A 25,229-nucleotide genomic window follows, 5' to 3' on the forward strand; every position below is an offset into this window, starting at 1 on the left:
TAAGATAGCTCCATATTAGAAGGAAATAGCTCGCGCTTATTTCAAAGGCGCAATTCTCTAATAGAATCAAACGTTTATATACTGACTCTGTTATATCCGCTGAACCTAAAACTCAAATTCACCAAGTGATATTTTATGTACTACAACTTGACACATTAATTAACTAACGTTACACCCATAACAATTCCATGTTTAATTCTAAAAAACAAACCTTCAATCACTGGGAGAAAAACAAAAACGCCCACTGATTGAAGGTTTACTTTATCAGCCAATAATTAAAACTATGAAGAACAAGACGGCCAAACCACCAAGTATAGATGGTCTTTGGAATTTATTCGCTAACTTTAGTTCCGACCCTGGCACTACTGGAACAGTAGTTGCTAGGGCAGCCACAGGGCCACCAGTGAGGTAATATTGCATAATTGCACACCCTCCGGCACCAGCTGCTGCGGCTGCTAATGGGGACACATCATACTGAAGTACAATGGTCAGAAATGGAATAACAATCGCTGCTGATGCTGCATTGGACTGCGTCACAAGTCCAGCCAAAGCAGAGACCGCCAGCATAACTAACACAGGTGAGTATGCAAGTAATGGATCGAACCAATCAGCCATAATATCGACAATTCCCACATGTTGAATGACGGATGACATAAAGAGAAAACCTAATGTTGCAATCAATGGAATGGCAACTCGTTTGACACCTTCAAGCATCATTTCTTCCGCTTTCTTTAAAGATACTTTAGCAAAAATAGCAACGAGAATTGAGGAAGCCACACCTACGATAAAGACTGGATATCCAACAGAAAAACCGATGACCAATATGATGAATGGGATAATAGCTAAAATGAAACTTTTCTCATTATCTATTTCTTCTAAATCTTTTAAAATACTATTTACTTCTTGTTCCGTAAGTTTGATATCATTTCTTTTCTCTTCTCTTTTTAATCGGAGATAACTTATTCCAATAATCGACAAAGCGACAAATGCCCCAATTAGATTAATCCAGCCAAAAGTAATACCTGCTGTTGCAATGACTGCTAATAGTGTTGGATGTGTGAATCCTCCAAAATTACCTAAGTGGCCTGCGTGAGCTTGAATACCGGCAACTTTGTTTGGATTGACCCCTAATTTTATAGCTGAAGGGCCTGTAATAACAGCTGTGATAGCAGGTTGAGTAAAGCCTGTTAGTCCGCCAATTACACCTGCTGCCGCACTTCCTGCTCCAGCTATTCCTGGTCCTCCGCCAATTTTGCTGCCAACCAAGATAATTTTTCTGATAATCGCATTTAGAAAACCTGTTTTTTCCATAACACCGATGAATAATAACACGCCCGCCATGTCCGCAATGACTGGGTGAAGGCTGCCATTAACCAAGCTTAAAACAGTTACTTCCTCATCTCCTGATAATGGAAAACCTGCCCCGATTGCAGCCAAAGTCGATCCGATTATGGCCGTCATATAAAGAGGGGTCTTACCTGAAATCATCAATATTAGTGTTGCCAGCATAATAAATTGAGCTAGTAGCATCATATAATAATTCAACTCCTTTTTAGTGACATTTCATTTGACTCACTTAATATTTTAAAACTTCATCATTCTACAAAGTTCTACTTACTATTTTCAACCTTTCATATTTCGACATAACCTAACACTTTTGTTCAACAATTCACTAATACACTAAATATATCAGAAAATCTCCATACAGTGATCTTTTTTTCTTCATATTTTCTCAATTTTTTCACTTTTCATATGGGAGATATATTCCTGTGACACTATTAGAAGTGAACTCGTTTCAGTAACTAAGAGAAAGCCTTACTTATTTAATGTGTTCCTTCATCATTTATCACATCTATCCCCTACTTCATGCTTATTAAAAGCCCCCATGCCATTTTCAGTAATAAATATTGGCATGTTATAGCAATTATGACTTTCACGCTCTGTTGGAATATTATACCATTTTAGTGTTATTGATTTATTCTCTACACTAGCAGATAAATGACTATTTTTCATTGGATAATAAAGTTCAAAACTATTATCATTACTTTCTATCATTATAGTATGCAACCTTAGTAATAAAGGGAGGTATTAACAATGTTTGAGGAAAAAGTTAGAACAGTTCTAGGTGCACGAGCATTACTAGATGATAATGATCCAAGAATTGAGCAAAAATGGGAAGAGTTAATTGATTTACTAAGTGAAGATGAAAACTTGACTCTGAATTTCTTACAGGTTTGTACAAAAACAGAACTTTCATTTTTAAGTGAGATTTTTGAAGAAGTGGCATATAATTTGCAAAGTAAAAAGTATATTGAATTACTATATTCCTTAAATCAAAGATACCCAGACTTAAACTTAAAGAGAAGTATACAAATTGCTGAGGAGCACATGGATTAAATTTGTGGTACAAGGGTTTTTAAATCCGAAAGTTTATGCGAAAAACATTTAATTTATACTGATTTTCTTTTTGTGATCATGATAATTTGTATCAATAGAAATTAATCCTAATTTTCAAACAAATCTTGATTAGTTAAATACCTTTCAAAGTTGGTTTAGTATAAGACACTCATGATAAAAAGAGCGGGGGCCAATAAAACCCCTGCTCTTTTTATTTCTTAAACAACACCTAAAACGTCGGTTTGCCTGCAATCCTATCTACTTGTAAGTTGGTTTATCGTTAAAAAGTACGAACGACCTCGCTATCCTTAATGATATAAGAGAGCATAAATAAAAATGAAAAAGGACGCTTCCGCAAAAGTGAGATCACTTTACGAAAACGCCCTTTCAAGCATTCAAATTTAATTATTGTGATATTCCCGTGACATTAAGTAGGAAATTAGGCATGATCCTTCTCACAAACGCTGTTATAACAACGTTTTAGAGAGATATATTACATCATGCCGCCCATTCCACCCATGCCTCCCATGCCGCCCATGTCAGGCATTCCGCCGCCGGCGCCGCCATCTTCTTCTGGAAGGTCAGCAACAACAGCTTCTGTTGTTAGGAACATAGCGGATACAGAGCTTGCATTTTGAAGGGCAGAGCGTGTTACTTTCGTTGGGTCAACGATTCCTGCTTCAACCATATCAACGTATTCGCCAGTAGCTGCGTTAAAGCCGATGCCGATTTTTTCACCTTTTAGGCGCTCAACGATGATAGAGCCTTCAAGTCCAGCGTTTTCAGAGATTTGACGAACTGGCTCTTCGAGGGCACGAAGAACGATGTTAACACCTGTTGCTTCGTCACCTTCAACTTTAATGCTGCGGACAGCGTCAAGGACGTTAACGAGGGCCGTACCACCACCAGCAACGATACCTTCTTCAACCGCTGCACGAGTTGAGTTAAGGGCGTCTTCGATACGAAGTTTACGCTCTTTCATTTCAGTTTCAGTAGCTGCACCAACTTTTACGACAGCTACACCGCCAGCTAGTTTAGCTAGGCGCTCTTGAAGTTTTTCTTTATCGAAATCAGAAGTTGTTTCTTCGATTTGCGCTTTGATTTGGTTAACACGGTTAGAGATTTCAGCTGCATCTCCGTTTCCGTCAACGATCGTTGTGTTGTCTTTTGTCACAACAACTTTAGACGCACGGCCTAGCTGAGTGATGCTTGCAGATTTAAGGTCTAAGCCTAAATCTTCAGTAATTACTTCACCGCCAGTTAGTGTTCCGATGTCTTCAAGCATTGCTTTACGACGGTCACCAAATCCAGGTGCTTTAACAGCAACTGCATTGAAAGTACCACGAAGTTTGTTCACAACAAGTGTTGCAAGAGCTTCACCTTCAACATCTTCAGCGATAATAAGGATCGGCTTGCTTTGTTGTACCACTTGCTCAAGAACAGGTAATACTTCTTGAATGTTTCCGATTTTTTTGTCAGTAATTAAAATGTATGGATCTTCAAGAACTGCTTCCATTTTGTCAGAGTCTGTTACCATGTATGGAGATGCGTATCCACGGTCGAACTGCATACCTTCTACGACTTCAAGCTCAGTAGAGAATCCTTTAGATTCTTCAACCGTAATAACGCCGTCGTTTCCAACGCGCTCCATTGCCTCTGCAATTAATTGACCGACTTCATCGTCAGCGGCAGAGATCGCTGCTACTTGTGAAATAGATTCTTTGCTTTCGATTGGCTTAGAAATTTTCTTAAGCTCTTCTACAGCTGCTGTTGTAGCTTTTTCGATCCCTTTACGAATGACCATTGGGTTTGCACCAGAAGTAACGTTTTTCAGTCCTTCAGTGATCATCGCTTGAGCGAGAACTGTTGCAGTTGTCGTACCGTCACCAGCGATGTCATTTGTTTTACTTGCAACTTCTGATACGAGCTGGGCACCCATGTTTTCGAAGTTATCTTCAAGTTCGATTTCCTTTGCGATTGTCACACCGTCATTTGTGATTAGTGGTGCACCAAATTTTTTCTCAAGAACAACGTTACGTCCTTTTGGTCCTAATGTTACTTTAACAGTATCAGCTAAACGGTCTACACCACGTAACATTGAACGTCGTGCATCTTCACGGAATTTAATTTCTTTTGCCATGCTAAATCAACCTCCTGTTAAATATGTAGTTTCGATTTATAAAAAGGGTGACCGGTCCATCCGGTCGCTGTGATATTGGCGTCTCTTCGGTTATTAGCCGATGATTGCAAGAACGTCACTTTCACGAAGGATCAAATATTCCTTGCCTTCATATTTCACTTCAGTACCTGCGTATTTTGAGAAAATAACAGAGTCGCCTTCTTTAACTTCAAGTGCCGCGCGTTCACCGTTATCTTTTACTTCACCTGAACCGACTGCAACAATTTTACCTTCTTGAGGCTTTTCTTTCGCAGAGTCTGGAAGTACGATTCCACTCGCTGTTTTTTCCTCCTGCTCCACCAATTCAATTACGATACGATCACCTAATGGTTTTAACAAGGAAAACACCCTCCTTTAATATTTGTGCACATCTAAGTATGCATAGTTAGTTATTATTTATTAGCACTCGGTAGCTTTGAGTGCTAACACAATTATTATAATAATCAACTGTCACCCAGATTGCAAGTATTTTAATGCAATTTTTTATCGCATTTTTCGACGTTAAATCTGAGGCCGCTTCACAGTATTCCCTCTTTTATTGAGATTAAAACAACGAATGGTTATGTCAGATAAAATAGTCATCCACCTTCCATAATATACCTATGCTACAGCGTTTACTTTCAGGTTTTTCACCTGGATATGATACAATAAGGGAGTTATATGGCCTATAAGGTGATACATATACATGAATGTAGTGCTCATCAGCACCGTATGAAAGATGGGGAATGATACATTCGTTTTTCATTTATTGAATTACAGGTATAAAGGAGAATATACGTTGAAGAAAAATTATTGGTTAATCATTATCGTCTTTATTTTGACACAGCTGTCCCCTGTAGTGTTCATACCACTTTTAGCTCTGGCTGGTTTTAGAGGAACAGAGTTGTATGGGATGACGCTGTTTGTCTGCTTTACAATCGGCTTCATCATTATTGCCTTGCTCGCTCGAAAAGCGGAACCTCAAAGAGAATTCATGGAAAATAGAGCGACAGCTAGCGAAACAGTGTTATGGTCAATTTTAGGGATCTTTATGGCTTTCGCCGGTCAAACGATCGCAGCCTTAATTGAAACGAACCTTTTCGGTGTGGAAGTAGGCTCTGAAAACACGCAAGTAATCGTTAATATAGCCAATGCTGTTCCACTCATGATTATTGTCGTGGCCGTTTTCGTTCCAATTATGGAAGAACTCGTGTTTAGAAAAGTCATTTTCGGGAGCCTGTATCCGCGTTTCGGCTTCTGGATTTCAGCTATTGCCAGTGGCTTAATCTTTGCCGTCGTGCATATGGAATTTGAGCATTTACTCGTGTATGCATCCATGGGGATTGTCTTCGCTTATCTATATTGGAAAACGAAGCGTATTATCGTGCCAATTTTAGCCCATGTTGGTGTGAATTCCTTCGTGATGATTGTGCAAGTCATTTTTGGTGATGAGATGCAAGAGATTATTGAACAACATGCGGCAATCGTACAGATCGTTCAAGCGATTATGAGAGGATTTTTATTATGAGATCTCCTAGATTTTCAGGCTACCTTTACTTTTTTCTAGGAACGCTGTTTTTGCTGATTGCTATTCAAACAGCTCAAGCATCACCTGGTTGGGATGCCATCACCATTCTCTTAATGGCTTTTGCAGCGTTTGATTACTTTCTAGCGTTTCGCATGTTCGCTATTGCCGCTCGGCAAAGACATAGTAAGAAAAAATAATGTCATAAAAAAGCAGCCGAGATGGCTGCTTTTTTGCTGTAAGAAAGTCTTGTTCTAGTTCATTGCTCAATAGATGATGATAAGAAGGGCAAAATAAATGCCTTGTTAGTTTCCACCAATCGACAGCGCTCATGCCCCTCTTTAAAAAAGTTGTTAGTTGTCGTTATTCTCATAAATGACTAATTTCACATCATTCGGCTGTTTCCGCTAATTCTGTTTTACGTTGTTTTTTAACCTCATGCCCTAGTAAGAATCCAGCTGGAACGGAAAGTACCGCTAAAACAGCTATGATAAGAAACCCTTCCGTAATAGCTGTTAAGCTCGCTTCTTCTATGCTTCCACCATTGCCGGTCATCACTTGGCCTCTGCGAACCTCAAAATAAATTGACACGAAGACAATTCCTAATGCTGAGCTCATTTGACGTAAGACATTATTCATCGCTGAACCTCGTGAAACAAACTTATCTGGGATCGCATTGATGCCTGCTGTCGTTGCAGGCATAGTACTTAACCCCATGCCAATCCCTCTCACAGCATTCAATAAGAAGACAACCCAGATGGCTGTTTCCATATCAATAAAGCCGAGAAGTGCTGTTCCAATCGCCACGATACAAAGCCCCGGCGTCACAACTAAAGCAGGTCCGTGCTGATCGAGGAGCTTTCCACCAATTGTCATAAATATCCCGGTAAGGAGCGCAGCCGGTAGAAACACCACGCCTGTCATTATCGCCCCATAGCCATAGACGTGTTGAATAAGCAGGGGGATTAAAAATATACCACCGAATAAACTGATTGAGCTAATCATCGCAATCCACACACTATACGCATATGCCGGCACACGCATAATAGATAAATCTAATAATGGTTGCTCTGTGCGATTTTCTATTTTCACGAAGCAATAAATTGCAATAACACCTAACACGACTAGAGCTAAATTCACTGGAGCAGTTAAATGCGCTAGTTCAGATACCCTCCCAAGTGCTAGTAAAATCGAGCCAACACCAAGCGTTACAGTGAAGAACCCCCATTTATCAAAACGGATACCTGACATTTTTTCAGACTTTTGAAGATACATATAAGAAAAGATCAATCCTAAAAGACCTGTAGGAATATTACATAAAAACAGCCATGGCCATGATCCAAGTTCAATAATGACACCGCCTAATGTTGGACCAATGGTTGGGGCCATCATGGCGGCCACTCCCCAAACACCTGTGGCTAGTCCTCTCTCATCACGAGGAAATACCTCAAAGATAAGGGCTAGAGAGAGCGGCATCATAACGCCACCACCTATGCCTTGCAGACCTCTAAAAGCAATTAAGGAGGGTAAATTCCAAGAAAGTGAACCTAGTAGTGATCCAAGTAAGAATACTGCGAGCCCAGCCATATAAAGTTGCTTCTTACCAAATTTATCACCTAAAAAACCGGTCAGCGGCATAACCATCCCCATAGTGACCATAAAAATCGTAATGACCCAGCCAGTAGCGACCGCATCAGCCTCAAACACAGTCATTAAATGAGGGACTGCGGGATTTAACATACTATTATTTAAAATGATGGTAAAAGTACCTAATAAAACGGTTATGACCACAAGCCATTTTTGCGAGATTTTTGCCATAAATAAGACAGCCTTCTTTCGGTTCACGAAATAGTAATCTATTTCTACTATACCATGAGTTTCATTAATTAAAATTAAAAATGCATATATATCTATTTGAACGAAATACAGCTGCAAAAAACGTTTTATCACATTGGTTTTTCGCTATAGACTGACCCGTTCCCATAGGTTCATCTTCAGTGACAGTCCTTTTTATTACAAAAATCATGTCTTCTGTAGATGGTTCGTTAATCATTGACGACTTTTAATTATTCCTGCGCTTGGATGTTCGTTCACTCATTTTAACAACAGTCTTCTTTACAGCGTTCAGTCATCCATTCTTTGTCTTACGAGCCTTGCGTCATTCAGGTACGGATGACCTGTCCAAATTACCCGCAGTCGTGTAACACTCATCTAGGTACTATATCTTCTCTAATGAACACTTTTCTCCTCTACAATGTTAAAAGCTGCCTATTATAAGGCAGCTTTTAACACGATGCAGCTCATATTTTAAGTATCAACTTTCTCTATAAAGGATAGTGCTTTAAAAAGTAGATGAGGGATTGAAGTTCCACTGACAGATCAATATGATGAACACGAACGTCAGACGGAACCGACAGTCTCGCAGGCGTAAAATTCAAAATCCCTTTAATACCTGCTTTTACTAAGTCATCAGCGATAGGTTGTGCCGCTTGAGATGGCACAGTCAAAATGACCACTTCCACACTGCTTTCCGCCACACGCTCTTTAAATTCATCCAGATGATAAACGGGCACACCACCTATTTCTTTCCCAACCTTATCTGCTGCTACATCAAATGCCATATCAATTTTTGTATTATTGCTTTTGCTAAAATTATAATTTAAAAAAGCCGTTCCTAAATTACCAACCCCAACAAGTGTCACCTTCGTTAATTCATCTTGGTCAAGCGTTTTTCTGAAAAAAGATAATAGATAATTCACGTTATATCCGTAGCCTTTTTTGCCGAGAGCACCAAAATAGGAAAAATCCCTACGTATTGTGGCTGAATCGACCTTTACCGCTTCACTTAATTCTGAAGATGAGACGCGGTGTTTACCTGACGCTTGTAAGCCTTCTAAAAATCGATAGTACAATGGCAATCGTTTTGCTGTTGCCTGAGGAATTTTTGCTTGATCTAGATCCATAACTGCTCCGCCTCCTTCTTAAATATAATAGCTACCTTGGCTAACCAACTAAGTATTAAAATGCATTCATTAAGTTAAGTATGTTATCGTTTAAAATCCCCATTTTTTCCACCCGTTTTCTCCACGAGAAATGTCTCACCAATGACCATCCCTTTATCCACTGCTTTGCACATATCATATATAGTCAATGCGGTCGCAGAAGCTGATGTTAGCGCTTCCATTTCTACTCCTGTATTCCCTTTTGTCTTAACTGACGCTTCAATTTTCAATTGGTATGTATCAGCATTCACATCCCAATCAAAACGAATATCGACTCCTGACAGTGCTAACGGATGACACATTGGAATCCACTGAGACGTATTTTTAGCAGCCATAATCCCTGCAACTTGCGCCACACTGAGAACATCCCCTTTAGCCATCGTCCCTTGTTGGATATTTTCATAGATTTCTTTAGTGACAAAAAGACTTGTTTGGGCCACTGCTGTTCGAACTGTTTCCTGTTTATCGGAAATATCAACCATACGTGCCCGACCTTGTTCATTAAAGTGTGTGAAGTCTCCCATGTTTATCCCCCTTTTTTCCACTTCTATTGTACACTATTTTTTCACAATCTGCATAATAAAGCATGGAAGTCTTGCGATAAACCTTTTCTCTCATGTACACTTAGCTTGTGAACGGTACGGAAATTGAATTGTGAGGTTACAGTGATGATTTTATTACAATGTACACAATTGTCGAAGTCATTCGGTACAGAGAAAATACTCTCCGATGTAAAATTAGAAATAAAAAGTCGGGAGCGTATCGCCCTTGTAGGCAGAAACGGGGCCGGTAAATCAACGCTTCTGAAAATTCTAACCGGTGAGTTATCGTACGACTCAGGGCAAATTGTCATTCCTAAGGATGTCAGTATGGGTTACTTAGCGCAAAATAGCGGCCTTCATACAGAAAGAAGTATATGGGACGAAATGATGACCGTTTTTGAGCCACTTCGGAAAATGGAAGCATCTTTGCGAGCACTTGAGGAGAAAATGAGTGATCCATCTCAAAAAGATCATGTTAAAATTCTTCAAGAATATGATCAGCTACAGCAAGACTTTAAAGATAAGGGTGGCTTTCAATACGAGGCTGATACACGAAGTATTTTATCAGGATTAAGTTTTAACCATTTTGATTATAATACGTCCATCTCATCGTTAAGTGGGGGACAAAAAACCCGACTTTCACTCGGTAAATTGCTTTTATCAAAGCCTGATTTACTCATTTTGGACGAACCTACAAACCATTTGGACATTGCCACTTTAACTTGGCTCGAACAATACTTATCTGGTTATGACGGAGCAGTGTTGATCGTCTCACACGATCGCTATTTTTTAGACAAAGTTGTGGATTATGTCTATGAGCTATCCTTTCATCAAACAGTTAAATATACCGGTAATTACTCGAAGTATTTAGAGCAAAAAGCTGCTCGATTAGAGCAAGAAATGAAGCTTTATGAAAAACAACAGGACGAGATGAAGCGACTTGAAGAATTCGTGCAAAAAAACCTTGCCCGCGCCTCTACTAGTAATCGTGCGAAAAGCCGGCGCAAACAGTTAGAACGTATGACGGTGATGGACAGGCCTAAATCGGATGATTATTCAGCCAATTTTCATTTTGATATCCAAAAGCAGAGTGGAAATGACGTGCTTACAATTGACGATCTCACACTAGGTTATGATGGACATGTTCTGTTTAAGCAGGCAAATCTAAGGCTTACTCGAGGGGAAAGCCTCGCTCTTATTGGGCCAAATGGTATTGGAAAATCCACGCTCATAAAGGCCATTGCAGGGAAACATAAGCCATTGAACGGAAATATTACTTATGGCAGTAACGTCACAATCGGTTATTATGATCAAGAGCAGGCAGCACTCAGCTCGAATAAAACGGTCCTTCAAGAGCTCTGGGATGACTATCCAGACACGAATGAAAAAGATATACGGACGGTCCTTGGAAACTTTCTTTTCAGTGGTGAAGACGTGTTAAAAATCGTCTACGATTTAAGTGGTGGTGAAAAGGCAAGATTGGCGTTAGCCAAATTAATGATGCAAAAGGCAAACTTGCTCATCCTTGATGAACCTACCAACCACTTAGATTTAGACAGTAAAGAAGTATTAGAAAACGCACTTATTGAGTATCCAGGGACATTACTCTTCGTCTCCCATGATCGTTATTTTGTTAATCGCATGGCCACAAGGGTAGCTGAATTATCTCAAACAGGGATGATGAGTTACTTAGGTGATTATGATTATTACGCGACTAAAAAAGCTGAGCAGGCAGAACTGCAGCGACTCAAGGAAAGTGAAACACCTGTTATTCACTCCTCCTCTAACACCAGTGATAAAACAGCTAAAGCCGACTATGCTAAAAGCAAAGAGCAACAAAAAGTAGCTCGTCAACGGCAGCGTCGTATTGAAAAAGTAGAACAGGCGATCGAAGAAAATGAGCTTACGATCAGTGAATTAGAAGAAACGCTTTGTGATCCGGCCATTTTTCAGGATCATGAAAAAGTGGCAGACCTTCATCAACAATTAGAAACAGCTAAACATACTCTTGAAGAACTAATGGAAGAATGGGAAACGTTACAGCTAGATGAGGAAGGATCATAAAACATCCCTTCGAAGTGGTGTTATCATTATTCTCGCACTGATTGGTAGTTGAGTTAAACAGGACGTTAGATCCCACCTAAATAGATGTCGTTCTCCTCTCTATTTTGAATAGGGAGTTTTATGAACGAGATTATCCGTCATAAAAACGACACCGCGACATCACATTTCGCGGTGTCGTTTTACACGTTAGTACCTGTTAATAACTGATGAATTAATAACTTTCTCATGTATGTCTACTGTGTATAAGTAATATAAAACGGTATGTGCCTTAAAGATTCACTGGAAAACGTCATTATTTTCTGACATATCCACACTATTCACAGGTTCATCCACAAGTAAATCACTTATATCTCTTTATTTTTGCATGTTATACACATAAAAATGAAGTTATCCACATTTTTTGTTATTAACATCACTCGACTTTATATGACAACTTTTTATTTAGTTATACACATTATCCACAAACTGTGGATAATGTGTTATTAACAGGAGCATATATTCGTATCTCCACTATTAGCTTGAGAGAGGCCATTGTTATTCAGTATCTTACCTAATTGTTACCCGATAATATAACTCATGACACATGCAAAAAAGCACTGTTTATGTCGAGGCGTTACTAGCCCACAACACACAGTGCTTAAATTATCCATATCCACAATCCTTTATTCAAGCTTTAATCCTGCTTGACCATTCAACCGCTCATCTGCTAAACATCCTTTATTAAATAAAAACGTCCCTGCTGCTGCTATCATTGCAGCATTATCGGTGCATAATGCAATAGGAGGAATGGTTAATGTGATTCCTACTTTCTCACAAGCTGCTGTCAGCGCCTCTCTTAGACCTTTATTAGCGGCTACACCCCCAGCAAGCACGAGTCGTTCAACACCTTTCTCTTCTACTGCTTTTAGCGTTTTTGTCACAAGTACATCCACGACACTCGCTTGAAAGCTGGCGGCAATATCTTCATTCGACCAACTCTCACCTCGTTGCTTAGCATTGTGAAGCGTGTTAATAACAGCTGATTTTAAACCGCTGAAGCTGAAATCGTATGAGTCTTCTTCAAGCCAAGCTCGCGGTAAATTGATGACAGGCTCACCAATTTGTGCAAGGCGATCGATGTGCGGCCCACCAGGATAAGGAAGACCTAATGTTCGAGCCACCTTATCATATGCTTCTCCCACCGCATCATCTCTCGTTTCACCAATAACCTCATATGACACATGGTCCTTCATGTATATTAATTCTGTGTGACCACCAGACACGACGAGAGAGAGCAGTGGGAATGTCAACTCGTCAACAATGTGATTCGCATAAATGTGACCTGCTATATGATGGACAGCCACGAGCGGCTTATTCCAAGCAAAAGCGAGCGCTTTAGCTGCATTCACCCCTATTAGGAGCGCTCCTACAAGACCTGGCCCTTCTGTCACAGCAATAGCATCCAGCTCATCTGGGGTTATCCCTGCTGTCTCCAATGCTTCCTCCACAATGTATGTCACTTGCTCCACATGATGGCGAGAGGCTATTTCAGGTACAACGCCCCCAAAACGTTTGTGACTATCAATTTGTGATGACACGATATTACTTAACACCTCTCTGCCATTTTTAACAACTGCGGCAGACGTTTCATCACAGCTTGTTTCAATTCCTAGTATTAGGGTATTCGTTTTATAACTCATAATAATTCCACCCACATGACAAGAGCATCCTCCTGATTATCTGTATAATAATTTTTTCTAATGCCACCTTCTTGAAATCCGTATTTTCTATACAAGGCCTGAGCAGTTGTATTTGATACACGCACTTCTAACGACATTTTTCTTGCCCCAAGTGTTTTGGCCATCGCCATCACCCCACGGAAAAGATAATCCCCAATACCTTTTCTTCGGTACGACGGATGAATTGCAATATTTGTAATATGGGATTCATCAATAATGACCCATAACCCACAATACCCGATGATCTCTTTATTCAATTCCACCACAAGATAATAAGCGAATTGGTTTTTGGTCATCTCATTGAAAAAAGCTTCCCGACTCCACGGCGTTTTAAAGGACAGCTTTTCAAGTTTTGTCACGTCATCTAAGTCACTTTCATCCATAAGACGAATTCGCACTATTTCTTCCATAAGCTTCTCCGCTTCCCCTGTCACTTCTCTTTATTCGCTTCCAACCACTTAGCTTCAGCTTCAGCTAATCTGTGATAGCGTGGGGAAAATGCATGGGTATTTTCCTCTACAGGTAAGGTCATACCCGCTAACGCTAGTTCAAATGGCCGTGGCAGATAGTGTATTGGACTGGCAAACACAGCTTGTTCGCCTAATATTTGATGGATATCATCGGCATGCTTATCCATATCTGGACTTAGAAAGAGAATAGATTCGTCTCGTTCTTTGATGAAATGAAGCCAGTCGTGATGCATCGTGATCCGATCTGTTTCTATTTCTTTGAGCGAATCGTCTTGATTTTGATACAATCCCGTGAAAACTTGCCCTCTTCTCGCATCGAAAAATGGTGAAATGAGGCCATTGAAGTATCGTCCGTTACCGGCGAGCATTGCCATACTAGAGACACCCACTATTGGGATGTTAAGCGCCCATGCCAGCGTTTTGGCTGTTGTCACGCCTATTCGAACGCCAGTATACGAACCTGGCCCTTGTGAGACCACAATTCTATCTAAATCCTCGGGAGACATCTCCGTTTCCTTAAAAAGGGTTTGTATAGCTGGCATAAGCCTAATTGAGTGATTTTTTTTCTGATGTGTGACGATTTCCCCAAGAGGTTCTCCATCTCTCATCAAAGCGACTCCCATCACATAAGTGGCTGTATCAATCGCTAACACATTCATTTATTAAACAGCTCCTTTCCCAATGTGATGTAACGTAATCCGCGCGCGTTTATGTGAAAGCGGCGCTCTGTGTTACCTAAATAAGAGATTTGAATCTCTAGGCGATCTGGCGGGAGTTGATCTTCTATCATTGAAGCCCATTCCACTACGGTGACGCCCCCACCTTCGAAATAGTCTTCCAGCCCGAAATCTTCTAATTCATCTTCAATACGATAAGCATCCATATGATAAAATGGTAGTCTTCCTTTATACTCTTTCAAAATGGTAAATGTCGGACTGTTGACATTCTGCGTGACCCCAAAGGCTGCTGCCATTGCTTTTGTGAAGGTGGTTTTACCGGCACCTAAATCGCCTTCTAGTGTGATCACATCGTTTTCATTTAAAAGCGTCCCGAGACGTTCAGCTAACTCAGCTGTCTCCTCTGTTGACCTCGTTATGATTGTCCATTCCTGATTCATAGTACGCACTCCTGAATTCATGACGAAACTTCATGTTGGTTTGATCCAAACCACAAAGTTTTCCTATTTTAATTGTAGCCGATTATATCACTTATCACACCTCGGCCCTACTATATACCTTTTATTAGCCACATTCTTAAAACGATCAACTCACCTCTGTCGGCGCCCTTGAGGCTTGCCAATCGGTGAGTATACTTTAGCGGACTGGGCTTTCCAGTTTACCTGTCCGTCTAAGGGCTACTTCACCTCTGTCGGCGCCCTTGGGGGCTTGCCAATCGGTGAGTATACTTTAGCGGACTGGGCTTTTCAGTTTACCTGTCCGTCTAAGGGCTACTTCACCTCTGTCGGCGCCCTCGAGGGCTTGCCAATCGGTGAGTATACTTTAAAAATGGTGGTAGCCTGCTTTTTTTGCGGGTTCTTTTTTTCCATTATGATGAATATAGACCCGGCCTTCTCCTTTTACGACGTCTCCTATTACATGAAACGATAAGCTGTTAGTTTTAAACGTATTCGCCAGCAGCACACTATTTTCCTTCGAAACTGTCCCGATTAGATGAAAGTCTTCACCGCCGTATAAAACCCAATCCATTTGTTTTTCTAATGAATACTTGGCCATCTGTTTACTGAGAGACAGCTTATCCCAATCGATCGTGATATTTACACCGCTCGCTTCTGCAATCTCTTTCGCTTCGTGTGCTAATCCATCACTTATGTCATTTAATGCTATGCGCATCTTTGATTCCGCTAGCAGCCGACCAGCCTCAATTTGCGGTTCAGGATATTGATGGGCTCTTATGAAAGGTGAAATAGTTGTATTTTCATTAGCTTTTAAACCTTTATCAAGGAGCTCTGCCAATCCATAAGCTGCCATGCCAGCAGGTCCAGTCATAAACACGACATCACCTTCTTTAGCATTCGCTCTTAGTAATCGTCGTCCACTTTCAATCGTCCCAATAACAGTCACTGTCAAGACTAGCTTTTGAGAGGTTGACACCGTATCACCGCCGATTAAATCAACATGCCATTTTTCAGCCAATGCATGGAGACCACCATAAATGTCCGTTATCTCCTGTTGCGACCAACCTTGTTTAGGCACAGCAATGGAGACAAGATAGTAACGTGGCATCCCACCCATAGCTGCTATATCACTTAAATTAGCAGTTAAGGCTTTATGACCAATCGCCTGTAACGGCATCGTCCTCCTTTTAAAATGAATGTCTTCCACCATCGTATCAACGGTGACAATTGTCTCCCGGTTACTATCATTGGAAATGATTGCTGCATCATCACCAATCCCTACTTGCACATTGTCATTAAAGTGCTTAACCGGTGCTATCGATTTGATCCACTCGAACTCATCTGCCATGTTTATCACCTGCCTTAAAGGAATACCTGCATAATGACTTTCCTCTATTTTTTCCGCTCTCCATTATATCAAACAACGTACAAAAAAAGGAGGGTTCCCCCTCCTCCTTTTACGCTAAAGCATTTTGAAAGACATCAATAATATCCTCTGCATCCTCTATTCCAACTGAAATTCGAATCATTCTGTCTGTCACACCAAGCTTCTCTCTCATCTCTTTAGGGAGAGGACGATGTGACGTTCCTACAGGATAAGAAATAGACGTTTCCACACCAGCTAACGTGGGCACAATTTTTATCCACTGTAATTTTTTTGAGAATGCAAAAATGTCTTGATCATCTGTTAACTCAATCGTGACGATAGCTCCGTTGCCGTTTGGCGCTGCCGCTTGTGGATAAAATACTTTCTTAACAGCTGAAAGACCCTTTAAAGCATCAGCTAATTTTTGAGCATTGGCACATTGACGCTCCATTCTCAAACTTAACGTCTTTAAACCCCGTGTTCCTAACCAACCGTCAAAAGGTCCTAAATTACTTCCCAACGTCGATATCTTATTTTTCGCCCTGGCCATCAATTCCTTAGATCCAGTGAGTACTCCTGCCGATACATCACTATGCCCTCCGATATACTTAGTGGCGCTATGAACGACCATATCGGCACCAACTTCGTGTGGACGAATCAAGTACGGTGTTGCAAACGTATTATCTACCATCGTTTTGAGATTGTGAACAGCTGCTATCTTAACAATACCTTCTAAATCCTCAACACGTAAAAGGGGATTTGTAATCGATTCTGTATACAGGAGAACCGTATTTCCTTTAATCTCTTTTTCAATAGCTTCACGATTTGAACAATCTACAAAGCTCACTTCTATACCAAATTCCTTTAATTCATGGGAGAAGAGCTGATATGTTCCTCCGTATAAGTCTTCAGTTGCAACAATATGGTCACCTGACTTAGCAACTGCTAAAACACCCGCCAAAATAGCTGATAAGCCTGATGAGGATGTCACACCCATTTCTGCTCCTTCAAGATCAGCTACTCCTTTTGCTAAATCATCTGTATTTGGGTTTCCCATTCTTGTATAAAAATAAGATTTATTACCTTCGTAGAAGCTCTCCATATCTTCTAAATCTTGAAAAGAAAATGCTGTCGTTTGATAGATTGGCTTCGTTTTACTTACTTCATGTGCGTTCATTTTTTCAGGAAAATGAACATTTTTTGTTTGAAATCGCACGTCACGTCAACACCTTTCAATTACAATCTTCCATTCATCATACCCTATTCTAGTCACTTTTTGAATCATAGATTGTGTTCTTTAGAAAATCATGAGTATGTAAAATCATAGTCATAAAAGGAAGATTGCGTTTTCATTCGTTTTTAATTTATTTTAAACGATTCCTTATGATGTCCAAATCCAACTAATACAATGTCATTTTTCTGGTAGATAACTTACTTTCTACTTGTCACTCTTCATAAGATGTTTACATTTTATTCAAACTAGCTTAACAATGATGCTCTATAGTAGAACTATAAGATTCATACCACTTTCATCATATGTTATGTGATCCCCCTTCTCATAGCATGACGAAACACCGGGCCATTGTAGGTGCCGGTGTTTCGTTGTTTTAAATTAAACGGTTGTGTATTCACAAATCTCTTTGACACTCTGATAGATATATTGGCAAGGTTATATAAAACGTTGTTCCTTTATTTTTACTACTAGATACATCATAATACCCTTCATGATTTTCTATAATTTTAAACGTCATCATTAAGCCAAGTCCTGTTCCTTGCTTGTTTAGTGAATAAAAAGGTTCTCCTAGCTTTTTCACCTCGTCTGATGTTAGTCCGACTCCTTCATCCCTAATTGAAATTCTTACTTTATCTTCTTCATTTCGAATGTTGATGAAGATGTTTCCACCGTCAGGCATCGCCTCAATAGCATTTTTAAAGACATTTAAAAATACTTGCTTGAGCTGATTGTCATCACCATTAATATAAACAGATTCATTTCCGTGGAGAAACTGAAAATTAATTCCTTTTAAATGTGCCTCTGCTTCTAAAAAATGAATGACATAATGAATGATTTCATTAATATTTACAGGAACATAGCTTACAGCATGGGGTTTGGCCAACATCATAAATTCATTTACAATCATATTAATGTGTTCTATCTCATCTAACATAATTTGTTTATACATATCTTTCGTTGGAAGGAGTTGTGTAAACCCCTTAATGGTCGTAAGAGGATTTCGAATTTCGTGGGCGACTCCCGCAGCTAATTCACCTAGCACAGAGAGCTTTTCAGATTTGTTTAGTAACTCTTCTGCTCGCTTCCTAGCTGTAATGTCCTGTTGAATAGCCACATAGAGATATGGCTGTTCTTCTTCCTTAAAAGGAACAACAGTGGAGTGAACCCAAAATTCTGCTCCTTCTTTATCCAGCTGCTTCACTTCGCCTTTCCAAACTTCCCCATCAGTAATACATTTGAAAAGTTCATTATAAAAGTTATCTGAATAGTCTGCATTGAGTACCCAGTAATCTTGCCCAATTAATTCGTCTTTACTATACTTTGACAGCTCGGTAAATTTCTCATTAACATAAACAATTTTACCCTTTTTATTAACAATAGTTAGAATGGTCGATTCATTCATAGCATCTCTAATGTCCGTTAACTTTTTTTCATATGATGTAACATCTTTCCACGTTAGGACGTAACCATTTATCTTATCGTTTTTATACAATGGATTAATAACAATATTAGCTGTATAACGATTGAATAAATTGATTTGTTTTTTATAAGGAAATGGGCCTTCACTTAACACTTTTTTAGGATCTGCCTCTTCTTCAGCATGAAACATTGCAATGTTTTTTCCAATCATGTCTTCCTTTGAATCTACTGGAAGATATCTGTTCAATTTAGTAATCAGTTGTGTCGCGTATTGGTTAATCCACACGATATCTAACTCTGCATCTACGATAAATACGTTTTCACCAATGGCCTCTAACACACTTATCGTTTCATTATAATCAAAAAAAGCCATAGGCTCCCTCCGATGCTAAGGTTATAGTGATTCCGACACGAGATACCATATTTACATAAATTTTAACATATTGTAATATAATGTGTCACCCTGTTTCTATTAAAAGAAAAAGCGATACACTTTGACTTGCCACCCTATTAAGAGTTGAAATCAAAGGTTGTAAGCCTCAATCTCGTACAAACACGTTTCTGGTAGAACATGAAGGCAAGTTTTTAATGTTTTTGGCACGTAGCATCTTCTTAAACCTGCTTTATGACATAAAGGGACGAGATACGCCCCTTTATACGTTTTGTTTTATTTTTCCTCTTCTTTCGTTCCCCAGCTCTCCACATTCTTAAGCCCTTTAATGCTATTACGATAAAATACAGGATCAATGCCTGCTTTACGTTGTTGCTGAAAATCCTTTAATGCGCTTATCGCTATTTTTCCTAATAGCAAGACAGCAATTAGGTTCACAACAGCCATGAGCCCCATAAATAAGTCTGCCATTTCCCAAATGATATCTAAATCACTCGTTGCCCCAATGACAACCATAGCAAGAAAGGCTAAACGAAATAAAGTGAGGTAGATCGGTTTTTCTGAAATAAAGCCAATGTTTGCTTCACCATAATAATAATTCCCTAACAATGAACTAAACGCAAAGAAAAAGATAGCCACGGTGACAAAAATGGTTGCCCAATCACCCATATGATGAGCCAATGCTTGCTGAGTCAATTGAATACCTTCCATTTCACCCACTGTATAAACATCTGTCAGTAATACAATAAAAGCAGTGGCACTACAAATAATTAGCGTATCAATTAAGACACTCAGCGATTGAATGAGCCCTTGTTTGACAGGGTGCTTCACATACACTGTGGCTGCTGCATTCGGCGCACTTCCCATCCCTGCTTCATTGGAAAACAAACCACGCTGCACCCCATTCATAATCACCGCACCAAGTCCACCACCAACTACTTCTTCAATGCCAAATGCATTGTTAAAAATAAGCGCAAATACAGCTGGAATTTCAGTGATGTTCATCATCATAATGATAAGTGCTACAACAATATATGTAAGAGCAAATACAGGAACAATCACTTCTGCTACTACAGCAATCCGTCTCACACCACCAAAGATAATGAAGGCCATCATCACAGCAATAACAACACCCACAAGACCAGCAGGAATATTGTACGCACCAACAAAGGCATCAGAAATCGTATGTGTTTGTACACCATTGAAAATTAATCCAAAACAAAGGACAATGAGTACAGCAAATACTAATCCCATCCCACGTGAACCTAACCCTTTTTCCATATAATAGGCCGGTCCACCTCTAAAGCCGTCTTTATCTTTCACTTTATAAATTTGCGCTAGTGTACTTTCGATAAAGCCTGTAGCTGCCCCTACTAAGGCCACTACCCACATCCAAAATATAGCTCCTGGACCACCAACGGAAATTGCAAGGGCTACCCCAGCTAAGTTACCAGTACCGACTCGTGCTGCAGTACTTATAGCAAACGCTTGGAAGGGAGAGGTTCCCTTTCTTTCCTTAAATGCCGTTCGATCTGTTCCTTTTATTAATTCTTTAAACATATCAGGCAGCATACGAAACTGTACGAAATTTGTTTTTACAGTTAAATAAAGACCTAATAAAAGGAGAAATCCTATTAATATATAAGTCCAGAGTAAATTATTACCTATACTTATTAATTCTCCAAACCAAGTATCTGTCGCAAACCATTGATCCAAATTCAATTCCTCCTTAGAAGTAAGTATTCAGGGATTTTTTCCCTTTTTAGAAAATTAGTAAACCTTTTCCGTCTTACATTTTCGCATACCTTTATAAGTATTAGCAACATTCACTATGGCGGAGTTTACAAATTATAAAAGCCTTCGCTAACCTTTACATCTAATATTCGCCCAAATCCTTATTATAATACTGCTTTAACGTGTAATAGACTTATCGTTCTTTGATTAATAGCTTCCTTTATATTTTCTAATTTTAAAGTGCTTTCCTTACATAACTCTAGCAGATATAAATATTTGGTACGGAAAAAGACGAAGAGTAACTGGTTTTTATTCGAACGTTATATAATCGGGCTTTAATCTCGTCTTCCAATCCCTCGTATCAGCGCATCATTCTATACATACAAAAAAGACACTCTCATAAGAGAATGTCCTTAGTCGCTCAGCGACGTCCTACTTTCACAGGGGGGCGCCTCCAACTTTCTTCGGCGCTCTGTGGGGTTGGCTGAACGGCGCATCTCTTCGTCACCTACATTCGTTCAGTGCTCATGCCCATAGGGCCACTCCGCGCTTCCCTCTCTTGCTTCCTCGACCTGCTTGTCCTTCCAATCCCTCGTATCAGCGCATCATTCTATACATACAAAAAAGACATCCTCATAAGAGAATGTCCTTAGTCGCTCAGCGACGTCCTACTTTCACAGGGGGACGCCTCCAACTATCTTCGGCGCTCTGAGAGATTGGCTGAACGGCGCATCTCTTCGTCACCTACATTCGTCCAGTGCTCATGCCCACAGGGCACTCCGCGCTTCCCTCTCTTGCTTCCTTGACCTGCTTGTCCTTCCAATCCCTCGTTTCAGCGCATCATTCTATACATACAAAAAAGACACTCTCATAAGAGAATGTCTTTAGTCGCTCAGCGACGTCCTACTTTCACAGGGGGAGAGCCCCCAACTATCATCGGCGCTGGAGAGCTTAACTACCGTGTTCGGCATGGGAACGGGTGTGACCTCTCCGCGATTGTCACTGAACATATCAAGGTCTTATCGACCTTTCAAAACTGGATAACGGGACTGATAGGACATCATGTCTTAGAGAAAAGACGACTTGCTTTGGTTAAGCCCTCGATCGATTAGTATCTCTCAGCTCCACATGTTGCCATGCGTCCACCCGAGACCTATCAACCTCATCTTCTCTGAGGGATCTTACTCACATAAAGTGATGGGAAATCTCATCTTGAGGGGGGCTTCATGCTTAGATGCTTTCAGCACTTATCCCTGCCACACGTAGCTACCCAGCCATGCTCCTGGCGGAACAACTGGTACACCAGCGGTGTGTCCATCCCGGTCCTCTCGTACTAAGGACAGCTCCTCTCAAATTTCCTGCGCCCGCGACGGATAGGGACCGAACTGTCTCACGACGTTCTGAACCCAGCTCGCGTGCCGCTTTAATGGGCGAACAGCCCAACCCTTGGGACCTACTTCAGCCCCAGGATGCGACGAGCCGACATCGAGGTGCCAAACCTCCCCGTCGATGTGGACTCTTGGGGGAGATTAGCCTGTTATCCCCAGGGTAGCTTTTATCCGTTGAGCGACGGCCCTTCCATACGGTGCCGCCGGATCACTAAGCCCGACTTTCGTCCCTGCTCGACTTGTAGGTCTCGCAGTCAAGCTCCCTTATGCCTTTGCACTCTACGAATGATTTCCAACCATTCTGAGGGAACCTTTGGGCGCCTCCGTTACCTTTTAGGAGGCGACCGCCCCAGTCAAACTGCCCACCTGACACTGTCCCTGAACCGGATCACGGTTCGAGGTTAGAATTCCAGTACAGCCAGGGTAGTATCCCACCAATGCCTCCACCGAAGCTGGCGCTCCGGCTTCCAAGGCTCCTACCTATCCTGTACAAGCTGTACCAAAATCCAATATCAAGCTACAGTAAAGCTCCATGGGGTCTTTCCGTCCTGTCGCGGGTAACCTGCATCTTCACAGGTAATATAATTTCACCGGGTCTCTCGTTGAGACAGTGCCCAAATCGTTGCACCTTTCGTGCGGGTCGGAACTTACCCGACAAGGAATTTCGCTACCTTAGGACCGTTATAGTTACGGCCGCCGTTTACTGGGGCTTCAATTCAGAGCTTCTCCCGTAAGGGATAACCCCTCCTCTTAACCTTCCAGCACCGGGCAGGTGTCAGCCCCTATACTTCGCCTTGCGGCTTCGCAGAGACCTGTGTTTTTGATAAACAGTCGTTTGGGCCTGTTCACTGCGGCTCTCGCAGGCTATTCACCCGCAAGAGCACTCCTTCTCCCGAAGTTACGGAGTCATTTTGCCGAGTTCCTTAACGAGAGTTCTCCCGCGCGTCTTAGAATTCTCTTCCCGCCTACCTGTGTCGGTTTGCGGTACGGGCACCAGTTTCCTCGCTAGAGGCTTTTCTTGGCAGTGTAGGATCGGGAACTTCGCTACTTTAGTTCACTCGCGGTCACAGCTCAACCTTACGACAAGCGGATTTGCCTACTTGTCAGTCTCACTGCTTCGACGCACACATCCAACGGTGCGCTTACCCTACCTTCCTGCGTCCCCCCTTCACTCAAATGGAAACGTGGTGGTACAGGAATATCAACCTGTTTGCCATCGCCTACGCCTTTCGGCCTCGGCTTAGGTCCCGACTGACCCTGAGCGGACGAGCCTTCCTCAGGAAACCTTAGGCTTTCGACGGAGGGGATTCTCACCCCTCTTTTCGCTACTCATACCGGCATTCTCACTTCCAAGCGCTCCACATGTCCTTACGATCATGCTTCTACGCCCTTGGAACGCTCCCCTACCACAGCCACCTGACGGTGGCCATCCATAGCTTCGGTGATACGTTTAGCCCCGGTACATTTTCGGCGCAGAGTCACTCGACCAGTGAGCTATTACGCACTCTTTAAATGGTGGCTGCTTCTAAGCCAACATCCTGGTTGTCTAAGCAACTCCACATCCTTTTCCACTTAACGTATACTTGGGGACCTTAGCTGATGGTCTGGGCTGTTTCCCTCTTGACTACGGATCTTAGCACTCGCAGTCTGACTCCCGAGGATAAGTGATTGGCATTCGGAGTTTGACTGAATTCGGTAATCCTGTGGGGACCCCTAGTCCAATCAGTGCTCTACCTCCAACACTCTTCCCTCGAGGCTAGCCCTAAAGCTATTTCGGGGAGAACCAGCTATTTCCGAGTTCGATTGGCATTTCACCCCTACCCACACCTCATCCCCGCACTTTTCAACGTGCGTGGGTTCGGGCCTCCATCCAGTGTTACCTGGACTTCACCCTGGACATGGGTAGATCACCCGGTTTCGGGTCTACAACCACGTACTTTGGCGCCCTATTCAGACTCGCTTTCGCTGCGGCTCCGTCTCTTCAACTTAACCTTGCACGGGATCGTAACTCGCCGGTTCATTCTACAAAAGGCACGCTGTCACCCATTAACGGGCTCCAACTACTTGTAGGCACACGGTTTCAAGATCTATTTCACTCCCCTCCCGGGGTGCTTTTCACCTTTCCCTCACGGTACTGGTTCACTATCGGTCACTAGGAAGTATTTAGCCTTGGGAGATGGTCCTCCCTGCTTCCGACGGGGTTTCACGTGTCCCGCCGTACTCAGGATACACTCCGGAGGAGTGACCGTTTCGGCTACAGGGCTTTTACCTTGTCCCGCGGACCTTTCCAGGTCGCTTCACCTACGATCACTCTTTGTAACTCCGTATGGAGTGTCCTACAACCCCAGAAGGCAAGCCTTCTGGTTTGGGCTGATTCCGTTTCGCTCGCCGCTACTCAGGAAATCGCATTTGCTTTCTCTTCCTCTGGGTACTAAGATGTTTCAGTTCCCCAGGTCTGCCTTCTCACACCCTATGGATTCAGGTGTGGATACCGCCTCATTACAGGCGGTGGGTTCCCCCATTCGGATATCTCCGGATCAACGCTTACTTACAGCTCCCCGAAGCATTTCGGTGTTCGTCCCGTCCTTCATCGGCTCCTAGTGCCAAGGCATTCACCGTGCGCCCTTTCTAGCTTAACCTCTTAAACCGCAGATCATCGACAGAGCGCGTCGTCAGCTGCGTTCGC

The 25,229-nt window shown here is 41.6% G+C and carries 19 protein-coding genes and 2 rRNA genes; 4 read left to right on the forward strand and 17 right to left on the reverse strand.

Annotated features, from left to right (window positions below; genetic code table 11):
* Nucleotides 1–264: 264 nt before the first annotated feature.
* Nucleotides 265–1,533: an SLC13 family permease gene (locus BK581_RS09735; RefSeq protein ID WP_078577996.1), complete on the reverse strand. Its 1,269-nt coding sequence runs from the start codon at nucleotides 1,531–1,533 to the stop codon at nucleotides 265–267.
* Between the two features lie 306 nt (nucleotides 1,534–1,839).
* Nucleotides 1,840–2,055, reverse strand: a complete 216-nt coding sequence (locus BK581_RS09740) for a hypothetical protein (protein ID WP_078577997.1) — start codon at nucleotides 2,053–2,055, stop codon at nucleotides 1,840–1,842.
* A 39-nt stretch (nucleotides 2,056–2,094) separates the two neighbouring features.
* Between BK581_RS09740 and BK581_RS09745 the strand changes: the two genes are divergently transcribed.
* Entirely contained in the window at nucleotides 2,095–2,397 is a 303-nt protein-coding gene (locus tag BK581_RS09745) for a hypothetical protein (protein WP_078577998.1), read from the forward strand.
* A gap of 493 nt (nucleotides 2,398–2,890) precedes the next feature.
* Here BK581_RS09745 and groL read toward each other — a convergent pair whose 3' ends face one another.
* The gene (gene groL / locus BK581_RS09750; protein WP_078577999.1) at nucleotides 2,891–4,537 is read right to left on the reverse strand and encodes a chaperonin GroEL; all 1,647 of its coding nucleotides are present in this window, start codon (nucleotides 4,535–4,537) and stop codon (nucleotides 2,891–2,893) included.
* A 93-nt stretch (nucleotides 4,538–4,630) separates the two neighbouring features.
* On the reverse strand, nucleotides 4,631–4,915 hold the full coding sequence (groES, locus tag BK581_RS09755) for a co-chaperone GroES (RefSeq protein WP_078578000.1): 285 nt from the start codon (nucleotides 4,913–4,915) through the stop codon (nucleotides 4,631–4,633).
* 439 nt (nucleotides 4,916–5,354) lie between these two features.
* Here groES and BK581_RS09760 point away from each other — a divergent pair, with 439 nt between their 5' ends.
* Both BK581_RS09760 and BK581_RS09765 read left to right on the forward strand, forming a co-directional pair.
* Nucleotides 5,355–6,083 (forward strand): CPBP family intramembrane glutamic endopeptidase, encoded by a 729-nt coding sequence (locus BK581_RS09760; RefSeq protein WP_078578001.1) that lies wholly within the window; start codon nucleotides 5,355–5,357, stop codon nucleotides 6,081–6,083.
* Nucleotides 6,080–6,280 (forward strand): YdiK family protein, encoded by a 201-nt coding sequence (locus tag BK581_RS09765; protein WP_078578002.1) that lies wholly within the window; start codon nucleotides 6,080–6,082, stop codon nucleotides 6,278–6,280. Before BK581_RS09760 ends, BK581_RS09765 begins: the two co-directional genes overlap by 4 nt.
* Nucleotides 6,281–6,470: 190 nt before the next feature.
* Here the strand turns inward: BK581_RS09765 and BK581_RS09770 are convergent, their stop codons facing one another.
* From BK581_RS09770 to moaC, 3 genes are all read right to left on the reverse strand, one after another.
* Complete coding sequence (locus tag BK581_RS09770; RefSeq protein WP_078578003.1) at nucleotides 6,471–7,898, reverse strand: MDR family MFS transporter; 1,428 nt, start codon at nucleotides 7,896–7,898, stop codon at nucleotides 6,471–6,473.
* A 506-nt stretch (nucleotides 7,899–8,404) separates the two neighbouring features.
* A complete protein-coding gene (locus BK581_RS09775) occupies nucleotides 8,405–9,043 on the reverse strand; it encodes a redox-sensing transcriptional repressor Rex (RefSeq protein ID WP_078578004.1) in 639 nt (212 codons plus the stop codon).
* An 83-nt stretch (nucleotides 9,044–9,126) separates the two neighbouring features.
* Nucleotides 9,127–9,606: a cyclic pyranopterin monophosphate synthase MoaC gene (gene moaC / locus BK581_RS09780; RefSeq protein WP_078578005.1), complete on the reverse strand. Its 480-nt coding sequence runs from the start codon at nucleotides 9,604–9,606 to the stop codon at nucleotides 9,127–9,129.
* 144 nt (nucleotides 9,607–9,750) lie between these two features.
* Here moaC and BK581_RS09785 point away from each other — a divergent pair, with 144 nt between their 5' ends.
* Nucleotides 9,751–11,688 (forward strand): ABC-F family ATP-binding cassette domain-containing protein, encoded by a 1,938-nt coding sequence (locus BK581_RS09785; RefSeq protein WP_078578006.1) that lies wholly within the window; start codon nucleotides 9,751–9,753, stop codon nucleotides 11,686–11,688.
* 662 nt (nucleotides 11,689–12,350) lie between these two features.
* Here BK581_RS09785 and tsaD read toward each other — a convergent pair.
* The 10 genes from tsaD to BK581_RS09835 form a co-directional block, all read right to left on the reverse strand.
* Nucleotides 12,351–13,367: a tRNA (adenosine(37)-N6)-threonylcarbamoyltransferase complex transferase subunit TsaD gene (tsaD, locus tag BK581_RS09790; protein WP_078579909.1), complete on the reverse strand. Its 1,017-nt coding sequence runs from the start codon at nucleotides 13,365–13,367 to the stop codon at nucleotides 12,351–12,353.
* Nucleotides 13,364–13,816: a ribosomal protein S18-alanine N-acetyltransferase gene (rimI, locus tag BK581_RS09795; protein WP_078579908.1), complete on the reverse strand. Its 453-nt coding sequence runs from the start codon at nucleotides 13,814–13,816 to the stop codon at nucleotides 13,364–13,366. Before rimI ends, tsaD begins: the two co-directional genes overlap by 4 nt.
* Nucleotides 13,817–13,836: 20 nt before the next feature.
* Nucleotides 13,837–14,535, reverse strand: coding sequence for a tRNA (adenosine(37)-N6)-threonylcarbamoyltransferase complex dimerization subunit type 1 TsaB (gene tsaB, locus BK581_RS09800; protein WP_078578007.1), 699 nt, complete (start codon nucleotides 14,533–14,535; stop codon nucleotides 13,837–13,839).
* A complete protein-coding gene (gene tsaE, locus BK581_RS09805) occupies nucleotides 14,532–14,993 on the reverse strand; it encodes a tRNA (adenosine(37)-N6)-threonylcarbamoyltransferase complex ATPase subunit type 1 TsaE (RefSeq protein ID WP_078578008.1) in 462 nt (153 codons plus the stop codon). Before tsaE ends, tsaB begins: the two co-directional genes overlap by 4 nt.
* A gap of 382 nt (nucleotides 14,994–15,375) precedes the next feature.
* Nucleotides 15,376–16,359 carry a thiamine-phosphate kinase gene (gene thiL / locus BK581_RS09810; RefSeq protein ID WP_078578009.1) on the reverse strand — a complete coding sequence of 328 codons (984 nt, stop codon included), beginning with the start codon at nucleotides 16,357–16,359 and terminating at the stop codon, nucleotides 15,376–15,378.
* Nucleotides 16,360–16,468: 109 nt separating this feature from the next.
* Nucleotides 16,469–17,593 (reverse strand): trans-sulfuration enzyme family protein, encoded by a 1,125-nt coding sequence (locus BK581_RS09815; RefSeq protein ID WP_078578010.1) that lies wholly within the window; start codon nucleotides 17,591–17,593, stop codon nucleotides 16,469–16,471.
* Between the two features lie 412 nt (nucleotides 17,594–18,005).
* A complete protein-coding gene (locus BK581_RS09820) occupies nucleotides 18,006–19,403 on the reverse strand; it encodes a PAS domain-containing protein (protein ID WP_078578011.1) in 1,398 nt (465 codons plus the stop codon).
* 294 nt (nucleotides 19,404–19,697) lie between these two features.
* Nucleotides 19,698–21,137 carry an alanine/glycine:cation symporter family protein gene (locus tag BK581_RS09825; RefSeq protein ID WP_078578012.1) on the reverse strand — a complete coding sequence of 480 codons (1,440 nt, stop codon included), beginning with the start codon at nucleotides 21,135–21,137 and terminating at the stop codon, nucleotides 19,698–19,700.
* A 908-nt stretch (nucleotides 21,138–22,045) separates the two neighbouring features.
* Nucleotides 22,046–22,162, reverse strand: a 5S ribosomal RNA gene (gene rrf / locus BK581_RS09830).
* 81 nt (nucleotides 22,163–22,243) lie between these two features.
* A 23S ribosomal RNA gene (locus tag BK581_RS09835) occupies nucleotides 22,244–25,182 on the reverse strand.
* Nucleotides 25,183–25,229: the final 47 nt, after the last annotated feature.

This window comes from Salipaludibacillus agaradhaerens (genome assembly GCF_002019735.1).
GTDB classification, from domain to species: Bacteria; Bacillota; Bacilli; order Bacillales; family Salisediminibacteriaceae; genus Salipaludibacillus; species Salipaludibacillus agaradhaerens.

Bases quoted from the DNA above. Each gene is read 5' to 3' on its own strand.
- BK581_RS09770 (WP_078578003.1), bottom strand. From the start codon at position 7,898: ATGGCAAAAATCTCGCAAAAATGGCTTGTGGTCATAACCGTTTTATTA.
- moaC (WP_078578005.1), bottom strand. From the start codon at position 9,606: ATGGGAGACTTCACACACTTTAATGAACAAGGTCGGGCACGTATGGTT.
- BK581_RS09745 (WP_078577998.1), top strand. From the start codon at position 2,095: ATGTTTGAGGAAAAAGTTAGAACAGTTCTAGGTGCACGAGCATTACTA.
- BK581_RS09740 (WP_078577997.1), bottom strand. From the start codon at position 2,055: ATGATAGAAAGTAATGATAATAGTTTTGAACTTTATTATCCAATGAAA.
- BK581_RS09775 (WP_078578004.1), bottom strand. From the start codon at position 9,043: ATGGATCTAGATCAAGCAAAAATTCCTCAGGCAACAGCAAAACGATTG.
- BK581_RS09785 (WP_078578006.1), top strand. From the start codon at position 9,751: ATGATTTTATTACAATGTACACAATTGTCGAAGTCATTCGGTACAGAG.
- tsaB (WP_078578007.1), bottom strand. From the start codon at position 14,535: ATGAATGTGTTAGCGATTGATACAGCCACTTATGTGATGGGAGTCGCT.
- BK581_RS09735 (WP_078577996.1), bottom strand. From the start codon at position 1,533: ATGATGCTACTAGCTCAATTTATTATGCTGGCAACACTAATATTGATG.
- thiL (WP_078578009.1), bottom strand. From the start codon at position 16,359: ATGGCAGATGAGTTCGAGTGGATCAAATCGATAGCACCGGTTAAGCAC.
- tsaD (WP_078579909.1), bottom strand. From the start codon at position 13,367: ATGAGTTATAAAACGAATACCCTAATACTAGGAATTGAAACAAGCTGT.
- rimI (WP_078579908.1), bottom strand. From the start codon at position 13,816: ATGGAAGAAATAGTGCGAATTCGTCTTATGGATGAAAGTGACTTAGAT.
- groL (WP_078577999.1), bottom strand. From the start codon at position 4,537: ATGGCAAAAGAAATTAAATTCCGTGAAGATGCACGACGTTCAATGTTA.
- BK581_RS09765 (WP_078578002.1), top strand. From the start codon at position 6,080: ATGAGATCTCCTAGATTTTCAGGCTACCTTTACTTTTTTCTAGGAACG.
- tsaE (WP_078578008.1), bottom strand. From the start codon at position 14,993: ATGAATCAGGAATGGACAATCATAACGAGGTCAACAGAGGAGACAGCT.
- BK581_RS09820 (WP_078578011.1), bottom strand. From the start codon at position 19,403: ATGGCTTTTTTTGATTATAATGAAACGATAAGTGTGTTAGAGGCCATT.